The sequence below is a fragment of the Gordonia sp. WA4-43 genome (assembly GCF_020520305.1).
GTDB classification, from domain to species: domain Bacteria; phylum Actinomycetota; class Actinomycetes; order Mycobacteriales; family Mycobacteriaceae; genus Gordonia; species Gordonia hongkongensis.
In genome coordinates, this window is record NZ_CP084736.1 from 3,758,268 (window position 1) to 3,771,862 (window position 13,595).

Sequence of the window (13,595 nt, forward strand, 5' to 3'; positions counted from 1 at the left end):
TCCTCTACCTCTTCAGCAGATCCGCGTCGTCGACCGACGCCGAGCGGCGTGATCGGAAGATGGTCATGATGATCGCCAGCCCGACCACCACTTCCGCCGCGGCGACGACCATGGTGAAGAACGCGATGACCTGGCCGTCGAACGACTGGTTCATCCGGGCGAAGGTGACGAAGGCGAGGTTGGCCGCATTGAGCATGAGCTCGACGCACATGAACACGACGATCGCGTTGCGTCGCAGCAGTACTCCGGCCGCGCCGATGGTGAACAGCAGCGCTGCGAGGTAGAGGTAGTTCTCCGGGTTCACCGGTCGGTCCCCGGGTCGTCGGCCGGGCGGGTGCGGAGTGTCCGCGCGGCCAGGATGGCGTTGACCGACAGGTCCGACGGCGACCCGTCGGGCAGACGGGCCGGCACGTCGACCGCGTTGTGTCGCGCGTAGACCCCGGGTGTCGGCAGCGGGGTCAGGTTGACCCCACTGCGGAACCGCGCCTGCGACAGTTCTTTCTGGGTGAGTCGTGGGCCGAAACGCTCCCGGTGCGCGAGCACCATGGCGCCGAGCGTGGCGGCGATGAGGAGGGCTCCGGTGAGCTCGAACGCCCACAGGTAGCGGACGAAGATCAGCTCGGCGATGGCCTCCACACCGGCGTCGCTCTGCGCGGCCACCACGTCGGGGTTGGTGGCACCGGTGACGACACCGACGGTGGCGCTGCCGATCCCGGCGATCAACAGGATCCCGAAGCCGACACCGAGCAACACCGCGGACAGTCGCTGGCCGCGCAGGGTCTCCCGCAGTGAGTCCGACGAGTCGACGCCGATCAGCATGATGACGAACAGGAACAGCATCATCACCGCACCGGTGTACACGACCACCTGCACCACGCCCAGGAACAGCGCCCCCTGCGCGACGTAGAAGACGGCCAGCACGATCATCGTGGTGGCCAGGAAGATCGCCGAGTAGACGGCCTTGGTGGCGAAGACGACACCCAGCGCACCGGCAACCGCGACGGCCCCGAGAACCCAGAACTGGATCGCCTCACCGGTGGAGGTTCGCACCACCTCGTCGGCGAGCCACAGGGTGCCACCGGAAGTCATGACCGCGGCTCGCGTCTGGTCGGGACAGTCGGATCGGGCAGGGCGACCCGCCCGTCGGACGTCACCTCGCCCCGGTAGTAGTTCTCCTCGGTGGAGCCCGGCGCCATCGCGTGCGGCGGCGCGTCGACGCCGGGCTGCAGCGGGGCCAGCAGACGGTCCTTCTCGTAGATGAGGTCGGCGCGATTGTCATCGGCGAGTTCGTAGTCGTTGGTCATCGTGAGCGCGCGCGTGGGGCACGCCTCGATGCAGAGCCCGCAACCGATGCACCGCAGATAGTTGATCTGGTAGACGCGCCCGTACCGTTCGCCGGGCGAGTAGCGCTCGTCGGGTGTGTTGTCGGCGCCCTCCACATAGATGGCGTCAGCCGGGCACGCCCACGCGCACAGCTCGCACCCGATGCACTTCTCGAGACCGTCGGGGTGCCGATTCAGTTGATGGCGACCGTGATAGCGCGCTGCGGTCGGCCGTTTCTGCTCGGGGTACTGCTCCGTGATCGTGGGTTGGAACATGCCGCCGAAGGTGACGCGCAATCCGCTCACCGGTTTCAGGAAGTCAGGCATCGGTGGTCTCCCTCACGGTGCTGGGCATCGGCGGCACGGGGAATCCGCCGGCCATCGGGTCGAACTCGTCGGGTGCGGCGGACGGGTCTGCGGAGTCCTGCGTCGGGTCCGGGATGTCGGGGACCCGCATCAACCGCCACACCGCGTAGGCGATGAGCCCGGTGACGACGAGTCCGGCGCCGGCGGAGACCAGCGCGCGGGTGAGGTCGGCGTCCTCGCCGGCGAAGGCGGCGCGGATGATCGCGACGACCATCACCCAGGTGAGAGAGATGGGGATCAGGACCTTCCAACCCAGATTCATGAACTGGTCGTACCGCAAGCGCGGCAGACTGGTTCGCAGCCAGATGAACACGAACAGGAACGCCCACACCTTGAGCGTGAACCAGAGAACGGGCCACCAACCGGAATTCGCCCAGTCGAACGTGCTCAGCGGCCACGGCGCCTGCCAACCGCCGAGGAACAGAGTGGTGGCGAGCGCGGAGACGGTGACCATGTTGATGTACTCGGCGAGCATGAACATGGCGAACTTCAACGACGAGTACTCGGTGTGAAACCCGCCGACCAGCTCACCCTCGGCCTCGGGCAGATCGAAAGGCGCCCGGTTGGTCTCGCCGACCATCGAGATGGCGTAGATGACGAACGAGGGCAACAGCAGCAACACGTACCAGTGGTGTTCCTGGGCGGCAACGATTCCCGACGTCGACATGGTCGCGGCGTCGAGGAACACCGCGGCGAAGGTGAGTCCCATCGCAATCTCGTACGAGATGACCTGTGCCGTCGAGCGGAGTCCGCCGAGCAGCGGATAGGTCGAGCCCGACGACCAGCCGGCCAGCACGATCCCGTAGACACCCACCGACGTGACCGCCAGGACATACAGCACCCCGACGGGGAGATCGGTGAGCTGCAACGGAGTCTGGTGACCGAAGACCGACACCATCGGCCCGAACGGGATGACCGCGAAGGCCATCACCGCCGGGACGACCGCGATGATCGGTGCCAGCAGATAGATCACCTTGTCGACGCCGGTGGGGATGATCCCCTCCTTGAGTGCGAGTTTCACGCCGTCGGCAAGGCTCTGCAAGATTCCCTTGGGGCCGACCCGATTCGGCCCGAGGCGGGTCTGCATGCGTGCCATGATCTTTCGCTCGAGCAGGATGGCGATGAGCGGATTGAGCACAAGGAACACGAACACGGCCAGCGCCTTGGCGACGACGAGCCAGATCGGGTCCTGGCCGAAGTCGTCGAGGGTCGGGAAGTCGGTGGCGAGGTTCACGCGGCACCCCCTGCGGCGTCGGTGGCGTCGACCGGGGCCGGCGCGAGGGCCACGAGGTCACCCTCCTGCGCGCGAAGCGTGGCGTGGACGTGCGAGCCGGGAGAGAACAGCGGGAGCCAGACGACCCGATCCGGCATGTCGGTGATCTCCACCGGCAGAACGATGGCGCCGTCGGCGGTGCTGACGCGCAGGAGGTCGCCCGACCCGACACCGGCTTCGGCGGCGGTCGACGGCGCGAGCCGGGCCACCGGCGGGCGGGCGGTGCCGGCGAGGTGCGGTTCCCCGTCTTGCATCCGGCCGTCGTCGAGCAGCGTGTGCCACCCCGCCAGCACCGCCTGGCCGGCAGCCGGGTCGGGCTGGGGCCTGTCAGCGGCGTCGATGGGGGCCCGCCGGCCGGACCATGCGCCGATGCGTCGCAGGTCGATGTGGATGGTCGGGACGTCGGCGCACCGCAGGTCGACACCCATCTGCCGGGCGATCGCGTCAAGGATGCGGTGGTCGGACAGGTGGCCCGAGTCCGTCAGGGCGGTGGTGAAGCTCCGCGGGCGGCCCTCCCAGTCGACGAACGTGCCCTCCTTCTCCGCGACGGCAGCCACCGGGAAGACCACGTTCGCGCAGCGTGTGGCGGCGCTGCGGCGTTGCTCGAGGCTGACGACGAACGGTGCGGCGGTCAGCGCCTCGGTCGCCGCGACGGGGTCGGGGAGGTCGTCGACGTCGACGCCGCCGATCACCAGCGAGAGCCCGTGATAGCGCGCGGCGTCGATGATCCCGGCGGTGTCGCGTCCGGGCCGCGGGGCGAGATCGGTGCCCCAGATCTCCGACACCGCCGTACGGGCGTCCTCGTCGTCGAGTGGCCGGCCGCCGGGTAGCAGGCCCGGCAAGGCGCCCGCTTCGAGCGCGCCTCGTTCGCCGGCGCGGCGCGGAATCCAGGCCAGCCGGGCGCCGGTGCGGTCGGCCAGTGCCGCGACTGCGGCCAACGCGCCGGGCCGGGTGGCCAGCCGTTCACCGACGAGGATGACCGAGCCGGCGGGCCGCAGGTGCGCGGTCACCTCCTCCGATTGCAGCACCTGTGCCTCGCTGCCGGGAACGGACCGGAAGACCGCGGCGTCGAGTTTGGTGGCGCCGCGGCTCGCGAACGGGGCGACCGTCGCGACGCGCTGCCCGGCGGTGCGTACTGCCCGCCGGAGACGGAGGAAGACGATCGGGGACTCTTCCTCGGGTTCGAAACCGGCGAGCAGCACCGCGGGTGCGGCGGACAGGTCGTCGTAGGTGGTCGCGAGTCCGTGACCGGCGATACGCGCGGCGAGGAAGGCGGCCTCCTCGGTGCTGTGGCTTCGGGCGCGGAAGTCGATGTCGTTGGTGTGCAACACGGTTCGCGCGAAGCGGGAGTACGCGTAGGCGTCCTCCACGGTCAACCGGCCACCCGTGAGTACACCGACGTTGCCCGGTGAACGGGTCAATCCCTCGGCCGCCGCGCGCACGGCGTCGGCCCACGACACCTCACGAAGATCGCCGTGCCGGTCCCGGACGAGCGGGGCGGTGATCCGGTCGGGCGACGACGTGTAGGCGAACGCCCATCGCCCCTTGTCGCAGTTCCACTCCGAGTTGACCTCGGGATCGTCACCGGCCAGCCGGCGCAGCACCTTTCCACGGCGGTGATCGGTGCGCTGGGCGCATCCACTCGCACAGTGTTCGCACACGCTCGGCGTCGACACCAGGTCGAACGGCCGGGCGCGGAACCGGTACTGCGCCCCCGTCAGCGCACCGACGGGGCAGATCTGCACGGTGTTGCCGGAGAAGTAGGAGTCGAACGGTTCGTCGGCGTAGATGCTGACCTGTTGTAGCGCACCGCGATCCGCGAGCTCGATGAGCGGATCACCCGCGACCTGTGTGGAGAACCGGGTGCAGCGGGCACACAACACACATCGCTCCCGGTCGAGCAGGACCTCCGACGACAACGGGACCGGCTTGGTGAAGGTCCGCTTGACGCCGTCGAACCGCGACTCGGAACGGCCGGCCGACATCGCCTGGTTCTGCAGCGGGCACTCACCGCCCTTGTCGCATACCGGGCAGTCCAGCGGGTGGTTGATCAGGAGGAGTTCCATCACCCCGCGTTGCGCTCCCGCCGCGATCTCCGAGCTGAGCTGCGTCCGCACCACCATCCCCTCGGTGGCCACCGTCGTGCATGATGCGAGCGGTTTGCGCTGCCCCTCGACCTCGACGAGACACTGCCGGCAGGCACCGACCGGTTCGAGGAGCGGATGGTCGCAGAAGCGCGGGATCATGATGCCGATCTGTTCGGCCGCGCGGATCACCAACGTGCCCTTGGGTACCCGGACGGCGCGACCGTCGATGGTGATGCCGACCAGGTTGTCGGTCGCGGCCGCCGGGTCGCTCCCGTGGGTGAGTGTCATCGGACGCCTCCTGCCCAGACGGTCGAGCGTGAATGGTCGAACGGGCACCCGTGGTCGAGGTGGGCGAGGTACTCGTCGCGGAAGTACTTCAGCGACGACACGATCGGGCTGCCCGCTCCGTCCCCGAGCGCGCAGAACGACTTCCCGACGATGCTGTTGGTGACATCGGCGAGGGTGTCGAGGTCCGCGGCGGTTCCGCCCTCGTGCTCCAGCCGGTGCAGCAGTTGCACCAGCCAGTACGTGCCCTCGCGGCACGGGGTGCATTTGCCGCAGGACTCGTGTTCGTAGAACTCCGTCCACCGCAGGACCGCGCCGACGACACAGGTCGTCTCGTCGAAGATCTGCAGGGCCTTGGTGCCCAGCATCGAACCGGCCGCGCCGACGCCCTCGTAGTCGAGCGGGACGTCGAGGTGCTCCGGCGTCAGGAGTGGTGTCGACGACCCGCCCGGTGTCCAGAACTTCAGCTCGTGCCCGGCGCGCACCCCGCCCGCCCGGTCGAGTAGCTCTCGTAGCGAAACACCCAGCGGCGCTTCGTATTGTCCGGGACGCGTCACGTGCCCCGACAGCGAGTAGAGGGTGAACCCGGGTGACTTCTCGGTGCCCATGGACCGGAACCAGTCGACGCCGTTGCGGATGATAGCCGGGACGCTCGCGATCGACTCCACGTTGTTCACGACCGTCGGACTCGCGTACAGGCCGGCGACCGCCGGGAAGGGCGGGCGCAGACGGGGTTGTCCCCGGCGGCCCTCGAGCGAATCGAGCAGGGCGGTTTCCTCGCCGCAGATGTAGGCGCCCGCGCCGGCGTGGACGATCAGTTCGAGATCGAAGCCGGATCCCACGATGTCCGTGCCGAGATAGCCTGCGGCGTAAGCCTCGTCGACGGCGGTGCGCAGTCGACGGAGAACCGAGGCGACTTCACCGCGCACGTAGATGAACGCGTGGTGCGCGCGGATGGCATACGCCGCGATGATCACGCCTTCGACGAGGGTGTGCGGCGACGCGAGCATCAGCGGCATGTCCTTGCACGTGCCCGGCTCGGATTCGTCGGCGTTGACCACGAGATAGTGCGGGACAGACGGGTCGGTCTGCGTGGAATCCTGCTGGGGAATGAACGACCACTTCATCCCGACCGGGAAGCCCGCGCCGCCTCGGCCACGGAGACCGGAGGCCTTGACCGTCTCGATGATGTCGTCGGGGGGAGTGGTCAGTGCGGTCGCCAACGCTCGATAACCGTTGTGGCGCAGATAGTTGTCCAGGGTCCAGGATTGCGGTTCGTCCCAGTGGCGGGAGAGGATCGGCGTTTCCGGGGGTTCGGGTTCGGGGGTGGGTTGTGGTGGTTGCGAGGTGGCTTCGACTCGGCGCCTCGCTGCGCTCGGTGCCGGCTCAACCAGCGGAGGGGAGGGCTCAGCCAGCGGCGGGGTGGGCTGAACCAGCGGAGGGGCGCTCGGTGCCGGCTCAACCAGCGGAGGACGGGCCCCGGCAAGGTCGCGTTCGGTCTCGCGGAACGATCGCACGGGGCCGGTACCGCGAGCCGGGGTGACCTCGACACCGGCGCGAAGGTCCTCGATGAGCTCGATGGTCGACTCCGGGGTCTGGTCGTCGAAGAACTCCCAGTTGACCATCACCACCGGCGCGAAGTCGCAGGCCGCATTGCATTCGACGTGTTCGACGGTGATGCGGTGGTCGGCCGTCGTGTCCCCGGGTTCCACGCCCAGGTGCTCGCAGACCGAACGGAGGATCTCGTCGCCACCCAGGGTCGCGCACAGAGTGTTCGTGCAGACCCCGACGAGGTACTCGCCGGTGGGTGTGCGCCGGTACATGGAGTAGAAGGTGGCGACCGAGGCCACCTGTGCGGGGGTCAGATCCAGCTGTGCGGCACAGAATTCGATGCCGGCACGTGTGAGTCGGCCGTCGTGGGACTGCACCAGGTGCAGCAGCGGCAGCAGCGCCGACCGCGCCTGCGGATAGCGCGCGATGATCGGGAGCGCTTCTGCGGTCAGCTGTTCGATGACCTCGTCGGGATAGTCGGCCGGGCCGTCGAAGCTGATCGGTGGGACGGGTGCGCCGTGCGCCGGCGCCGACCCCTCCGGCTGGGGTGCGGTGCTCAGGTCCACGAACACGGGATCGGTCATCGGTCCACGCCTCCCATCACGGGGTCGATGCTGGCCACCGCCGTGATGACGTCGGCCACCATCCCCCCTTCGCACATCGCCGCGACGGCCTGCAGATTCGTGAACGACGGGTCGCGGAAGTGGACGCGGTACGGCCGGGTGCCGCCGTCGCTGACCATGTGCACGCCGAGCTCGCCCCGCGGTGATTCGACGGCGACGTAGCACTGGCCGGCCGGGACGCGCATCCCCTCGGTGACGAGTTTGAAGTGGTGGATGAGGGCTTCCATGGAGGTGCCCATGATCCGGGCGATGTGCTCGGGCGAGTTGCCCAGTCCGTCCGGTCCGAGCGCGAGGTCGGCCGGCCAGGCGAGCTTGCGGTCGGCGACCATCACCGGCCCCGGCCGGAGCCGTTCCAGGCACTGCTCCACGATGCGGATCGACTCGCGCATCTCGCGCACGCGGATCAGGTAGCGGCCGTAGGAGTCGCAGGTGTCCTCGGTGATGACGTCGAACTCGTAGTTCTCGTAGCCGCAGTACGGCTCGGCGCGGCGCAGGTCGTGGGGGTAACCGGTGGACCGCAGCACCGGACCGGTGATCCCGAGTGCCATGCAACCGGTGAGGTCGAGATAACCGACGCCCTGGGTCCGCGCCTTCCAGATGTAGTTGTCGTTCAGCAGGTCTCCGAGTTCGTCCAGGCGGCCGGGGAGCTGTCGGATGACCTCGGCGACCCGGTCGATGCCATCCTCCGGCAGGTCCTGTGCGACACCTCCGGGGCGGATGTAGGCGTGGTTCATCCGCAGGCCGGTGATGAGTTCGAAGAGGTCGAGAATCATCTCCCGCTCGCGGAAACCGAGGAACATCGCCGTCACGGCACCGAGTTCCATTCCGCCGGTGGCCAGCGCGACGAGATGGCTGGAGATGCGGTTGAGCTCCATCAGCATCACCCGGATGACGGTGGCGCGTTCCGGGATGTCGTCGGTGATACCGAGGAGCTTCTCCACGCCGAGGCAGTAGGCGGTCTCGTTGAAGAACGGTGACAAGTAGTCCATCCGGGTGACGAACGTGACGCCCTGCGTCCAGTTGCGGTACTCGAGGTTTTTCTCGATCCCGGTGTGCAGGTAGCCGATTCCGCAGCGGGCCTCGGTGACGGTCTCGCCTTCGATCTCGAGGATCAGGCGCAGGACGCCGTGCGTCGACGGGTGTTGCGGACCCATGTTGACGACGATGCGTTCGTCTCCCGGTTGCTGCTCGGCGCGGGTACGGACGTCGGACACGATCGAGTCCCAGTCCTGTCCCGACACGGTGTAGGTGTGCGTATGGGTGTCGGTCATCAGTTGTACGACCTCCTCCGGTCCGGCGGGTCGACGCGGGTTCCCTTGTATTCCACCGGGACTCCGCCGAGCGGGTAGTCCTTGCGCTGGGGGTGGCCCTCCCAGTCGTCGGGCATCTCGATCCGGGTCAGTGAGCGATGGCCGTCGAAGACGATGCCGAAGAAGTCGTAGGTCTCGCGTTCGTGCCAGTCATTGGTGGGGTAGATGTCGCAGATGCTCGGGATGTGCGGGTCGGCATCGGGCGCCGCGACCTCGAGACGGACGCGACGCCCGTGGGTCAGGGAGGCGAGCGGATAGATGGCATGGAGTTCGCGGCCCGGGTCGCCGGGATAGTGGACCCCGCTCACGCCGAGGCAGAGTTCGAATCGCAACGCGGGCGCGTTGCGCAGAGTCAGTGCGACGGCGGGAAGGTGCTGTCGTACAACGTGGATGGTCATCTCGCCCCGGAAGACCACGACCTTCTCGATCGCGTCGTCGTAGCCGTCGCCCATCTCGTGGAGCAGACAGTCGGCGATCTCGTCGAAATACCCGCCGTAGGGTCGGGACGTACTGGGCGGCAGCGTGACCGGCCGGACCAGGCCGCCGTACCCCGACGTGTCGCCGGTTCCGGGCGGACCGAACAACCCGTGTCGGACGCCGATCTGCTCCGCGTCGTGCGGAGGGGGTGCCGGGTTCTCGGGGTCCTGATGGCCTGCGGGCGTGGTCATCGGAGCAACCCCTTCAGCTCGATCGTCGGGGTGGCCTGGAGGGCGGCACGTTCGGCCGCCCAGATGGCCTCCTCGCGATTGACACCGAGCGGCATCTCCTGGATCTTCTCGTGCAGCTTCAGGATGGCGTGCAGCAACATCTCCGGGCGTGGCGGACAGCCCGGCAGGTAGATGTCGACAGGGACCACGTGATCGACGCCCTGGACGATCGCGTAGTTGTTGAACATCCCGCCCGACGACGCGCAGACCCCCATGGCAAGAACCCATTTGGGCTCCGGCATCTGGTCGTAGATCTGCCGGAGGACGGGGGCCATCTTCTGGCTGACGCGGCCGGCGACGATCATGAGATCGGCCTGTCGCGGCGACGCCCGGAACGCCTCCATGCCGAACCGGGCGAGGTCGTACCGTCCCGAGGTGGTGGCCATCATCTCGATGGCGCAGCAGGCCAGCCCGAAAGTCGCCGGCCAGAGCGAGCCCTTGCGCATGAACCCGGCCAGATCCTCGACGGTACTCAGCAGGAATCCGCTGGGGAGTCGTTCCTCGAGTCCCATGGGTGACCTCCTTGCCGTATCGGATCGGTGAAAAGTGCTCAGTCCCAACTCAGTCCGCCACGGCGCCACTCGTAGGCGTACGCGACGGAGACGTTGACGATGAAAAGGAGCATGGCCATGAGGCCGAACCACCCGAGTGAGTCGAAGGCGACCGCCCACGGGTAGAGGAACACGATCTCGATGTCGAAGATGATGAAGAGCATCGCGGTGAGGTAGTACTTGACCGGTACGCGCTGGATCGAGCCGGTGGCCACCGTGCCGCCGGCGGTGCGTCGCGTCGGGTAGAGCAGACTCTGTTCGACCGGCTCGATGCCGCACTCGTAGGGCTCGAGTTTGGCGCGGTTGTACCGTTTCGGACCGATCGCGATGCCGATGAAGACGCTGAAAACGGCAAACGCCACGCCGATTGCCCCGAGGACCATGATCGGGACGTAGGCGTTCAAAGCGCGGACCCCTCCTCGCTTGTGGCGACCGGAAGGCATCTGTTCGGTGCGGGCCGGCCCGGGTGTTCGTCCTATCCGTGCCGTCGGCCGATCTGGTCCGGCAGTACGAATGTGAGCTGCAACACAAGCCTAGTGTGAGTGTGTGGCGCGAGTCACTGTTTTCTAGAGTTCGGCGTTTCCGATCATGCCGACGAACGCACGCGGAAGAGTGATCGGATCGACGGGCAGGACGGCCACGGCGTCCGCGCGGGACCAGTCCGCGAGCCACCGGTCGTCGGCACGCCCGAGCAGGACGAGCACGGGTGGACAGGGATCGAGTTCGTCTTTCATCTGCTTGGCCAGGCCCATGCCACCGGCCGGGGTGGCTTCCCCGTCGGCGATCACGGCGTCGACGACACCGGCGTCGAGCTGCGCGAACACCATTGGGGCGGTGGCGACCTCGATGTAGCTGACCGGTGGGATGTCCGGGTCGGGCCGGGTTCCGATCGCGCCGATGACCTGCGCGCGGGTCTGCGCGTCGTCGGAATAGACCAGCACCCGCAGGGCCCGCGCAGACTGGGAGTCGGTCACGGTTGGCATGCTACAACCCGGCACCCTCGCCGAGCCCTGGAACATGCGCGCGTCTGCACATCGGCGTCACGAGCGTGCGCCGCGCTCAGTGCTCGGTGGAGAACCCCGTGCGACGCCGGTGCACCTCGAGCGCGAACGTGACGAGCTGATCGATCAGGTCCGGGTAGGGCACGCCGGTCGCCTCCCACAGCTTGGGGTACATCGATCCCGGGGTGAACCCCGGGATGGTGTTGACCTCGTTGAGCAGCCAGCCACGGCCGGACTCCTCGTAGAAGAAGTCGACGCGGGCCATGCCGGTGCAGCGCATCGCGGTGAACGTCCTCGCCGCGAGCTCGCGGACCTCGGCGGCCGCCGCGTCGGACACCGCAGCGGGGATGACCAGCTGGGCGGCGCCGGTGACGTACTTGTCCTCGTAGTCGTAGAACTCGCTCCCGGGTTTGATCTCGCCCGGCACCGAGGTCTCGGGCGCCGTGTCACCGAGAACGGCGACCTCGATCTCGCGCCCGGTGACGGCCTCCTCGATGATGACCACGTTGTCGTATCGGAGCGCGAGATTCACCGCCGCGTCGAGTTCGGCCTCGTCGTGCGCCTTGGTGATGCCCACCGACGAGCCGAGGTTCGCCGGCTTGACGAACACCGGGAGCCCCAGCGCGTCGATCGCGCGGGCGGTGATCGTCTCCGGGTCGTCGACACCGTCGCGGAACTCGACCCAGCGGCACTGCGGGATGCCTGCCTGCTCGGCGACGATCTTGGCCATCGCCTTGTCCATGCATACCGCGGACGACAACACACCCGCGCCCACATACGGCAGCTTGAACAGCTCGAGCATCCCCTGGATGGTGCCGTCCTCACCGTGCGGTCCATGGAGAAGGGGAAGGACGACCGTGATGGCCTCGTCCGCGTGACCACGCAGTTCGGTCAGCGGGTCGACGGCGGTTCCGGCGACCTCGAGGGTGTCGGGGAGTGGCGTGCCGTCGGCGATGGCGGCGATCGCCTTGTCGTTGCGCAACCACGTGCCGTCCTTGGCGATGCCGATGGGGACCAGGTCGTATTTGGCCCGGTCGGCCGCGGCCAGGACATGAGCCGCTGTGACCCGCGACACATCGTGCTCGGCGGAGACGCCACCGTAGAGAACCACCAGACGCAACAGCCGAGAAGACATGCCTGTCACGATACGGCCCCGTGCAATCGGGTTCTCGGCGTGTGCTGGGGACTCGGCTAGCGTGAGACCGTGCATTTCAGAGCAAGCGAGGTCGCGGAGGCCGTGGGCGGGGAGCTGCTGGGCCCCGACGTGCAGATCGACGGGGCGAGCATCGACTCGCGGAGTGTTCGGCCGGGCCAGCTGTTCGTGCCGATCGTCGCCGAGCGCGACGGCCACGATTTCATCGAGTCCGCACTCGACGGCGGGGCCACCGCCTACCTCTCCTCGAGGGTCGACCCGGTCGGCGGGACCGCCATCCGCGTCGCCGACACCGCGCTCGCCCTCGCCGACCTCGGTCGAGCGGTCCGCGCCCGGGTCCCCGATCGCGTGGTGGGCATCACCGGCTCGGTAGGCAAGACCTCGACCAAGGATCTGCTCGCGGGTGTGCTGCGCACCACCTACCGCACCGCGGCGAGCGAGAAGTCGTTCAACAACGAGCTCGGGCTGCCGATCACCCTCGCCGCGGCCGCCGACGACGTGGAGGCGGTGGTCCTCGAGATGGGCGCCCGCGGCGTCGGGCACATCGACCTGCTGTGTTCCATCGCGAAACCGACGGTCGGCGTGATCACCCGCGTCGAGGGCGTGCACCTGGAGCTGTTCGGTGACATCGAGTCCGTCGCGCGCGCGAAGGGTGAACTGGTGGAATCGCTCCCGGCCGACGGGATCGCGGTGCTCAATGCCGACCATCGGTACGTCGCGGCGATGGCGGATCGCACCTCGGCGCGTGTCCTGCGCTACGGGCTGTCGCCGGACGCCGATGTGTACGCGTCCGACATCGTCCTGGACGACGAGTTGCGCGCGACGTTCCGGCTGCACACACCGTGGGGTTCGACGGAGGTCCGACTGGGCGCCCGCGGCGAGCACCAGGTCCCCAACGCGCTGGCGGCGGCGGCTGCCGCCGGCGGGCTAGGGGTGCCGGTCGAGTCGATGGCGGACGGGTTCCTCGCCGCCGAATTGTCCGGTCTACGAATGGAACTCGCCACCTCGTCGCGAGGCGTCACGGTCCTCAACGATGCCTACAACGCCAACCCGACGTCGATGTCGGCTGCGCTGCGGTCGCTGGCGACACTCCCCGCGTCGCGTCGGGTGGCGGTTCTCGGCACCATGGCCGAACTCGGCGCCGACTCGCCAGACCAGCACCGTGCGATCGCACTGGAGGCCAGGGATCTGGGCATCGAGGTCATCGCGGTCGCCGAGGCCGACTACGGTGACACCGCTCGGCACGTTTCCGACGTCGACGGCGTGTCGGCCGAACTCGGCGACCTCGACGACGGGACCGCAGTGCTGGTCAAGGGGAGTCGGGTCGCCGCCCTCGAGCGCGTGGCGCAGGCGCTGCTGGACTGAC

At 68.3% G+C, this 13,595-nt stretch carries 13 protein-coding genes; 1 reads left to right on the plus strand and 12 read right to left on the minus strand.

Annotated elements, in window-relative coordinates; translation table 11 throughout:
- Positions 1–4: 4 nt before the first annotated feature.
- From nuoK to LEL84_RS16940, 12 genes are all read right to left on the minus strand, one after another.
- Positions 5–304, minus strand: coding sequence for an NADH-quinone oxidoreductase subunit NuoK (gene nuoK / locus LEL84_RS16885; RefSeq protein ID WP_058251017.1), 300 nt, complete (start codon positions 302–304; stop codon positions 5–7).
- Complete coding sequence (locus tag LEL84_RS16890) at positions 301–1,089, minus strand: NADH-quinone oxidoreductase subunit J (RefSeq protein WP_137810097.1); 789 nt, start codon at positions 1,087–1,089, stop codon at positions 301–303. The genes nuoK and LEL84_RS16890 overlap by 4 nt, the downstream gene beginning before the upstream one ends.
- Positions 1,086–1,649, minus strand: coding sequence for an NADH-quinone oxidoreductase subunit NuoI (gene nuoI / locus LEL84_RS16895; protein WP_137810096.1), 564 nt, complete (start codon positions 1,647–1,649; stop codon positions 1,086–1,088). Before nuoI ends, LEL84_RS16890 begins: the two co-directional genes overlap by 4 nt.
- Positions 1,642–2,922, minus strand: coding sequence for an NADH-quinone oxidoreductase subunit NuoH (gene nuoH / locus LEL84_RS16900; protein WP_068972607.1), 1,281 nt, complete (start codon positions 2,920–2,922; stop codon positions 1,642–1,644). The genes nuoI and nuoH overlap by 8 nt, the downstream gene beginning before the upstream one ends.
- On the minus strand, positions 2,919–5,336 hold the full coding sequence (locus LEL84_RS16905) for an NADH-quinone oxidoreductase subunit G (RefSeq protein ID WP_065631170.1): 2,418 nt from the start codon (positions 5,334–5,336) through the stop codon (positions 2,919–2,921). Before LEL84_RS16905 ends, nuoH begins: the two co-directional genes overlap by 4 nt.
- A complete protein-coding gene (gene nuoF / locus LEL84_RS16910; RefSeq protein ID WP_226512248.1) occupies positions 5,333–7,468 on the minus strand; it encodes an NADH-quinone oxidoreductase subunit NuoF in 2,136 nt (711 codons plus the stop codon). Before nuoF ends, LEL84_RS16905 begins: the two co-directional genes overlap by 4 nt.
- On the minus strand, positions 7,465–8,778 hold the full coding sequence (gene nuoD, locus LEL84_RS16915; RefSeq protein ID WP_065631169.1) for an NADH dehydrogenase (quinone) subunit D: 1,314 nt from the start codon (positions 8,776–8,778) through the stop codon (positions 7,465–7,467). Before nuoD ends, nuoF begins: the two co-directional genes overlap by 4 nt.
- The gene (locus LEL84_RS16920) at positions 8,778–9,485 is read right to left on the minus strand and encodes an NADH-quinone oxidoreductase subunit C (RefSeq protein WP_065631168.1); all 708 of its coding nucleotides are present in this window, start codon (positions 9,483–9,485) and stop codon (positions 8,778–8,780) included. The genes nuoD and LEL84_RS16920 overlap by 1 nt, the downstream gene beginning before the upstream one ends.
- Entirely contained in the window at positions 9,482–10,036 is a 555-nt protein-coding gene (locus tag LEL84_RS16925) for a NuoB/complex I 20 kDa subunit family protein (RefSeq protein ID WP_004021558.1), read from the minus strand. Before LEL84_RS16925 ends, LEL84_RS16920 begins: the two co-directional genes overlap by 4 nt.
- Before the next feature lie 38 nt (positions 10,037–10,074).
- Positions 10,075–10,479, minus strand: coding sequence for an NADH-quinone oxidoreductase subunit A (locus LEL84_RS16930; RefSeq protein ID WP_004021559.1), 405 nt, complete (start codon positions 10,477–10,479; stop codon positions 10,075–10,077).
- A 162-nt stretch (positions 10,480–10,641) separates the two neighbouring features.
- Complete coding sequence (locus LEL84_RS16935; RefSeq protein WP_065631167.1) at positions 10,642–11,049, minus strand: hypothetical protein; 408 nt, start codon at positions 11,047–11,049, stop codon at positions 10,642–10,644.
- A gap of 85 nt (positions 11,050–11,134) precedes the next feature.
- Positions 11,135–12,211 (minus strand): D-alanine--D-alanine ligase family protein, encoded by a 1,077-nt coding sequence (locus LEL84_RS16940; protein ID WP_065631166.1) that lies wholly within the window; start codon positions 12,209–12,211, stop codon positions 11,135–11,137.
- A 69-nt stretch (positions 12,212–12,280) separates the two neighbouring features.
- Between LEL84_RS16940 and LEL84_RS16945 the strand changes: the two genes are divergently transcribed.
- The gene (locus LEL84_RS16945) at positions 12,281–13,594 is read left to right on the plus strand and encodes a UDP-N-acetylmuramoyl-tripeptide--D-alanyl-D-alanine ligase (protein WP_226512249.1); all 1,314 of its coding nucleotides are present in this window, start codon (positions 12,281–12,283) and stop codon (positions 13,592–13,594) included.
- Position 13,595 lies beyond the last annotated feature (1 nt).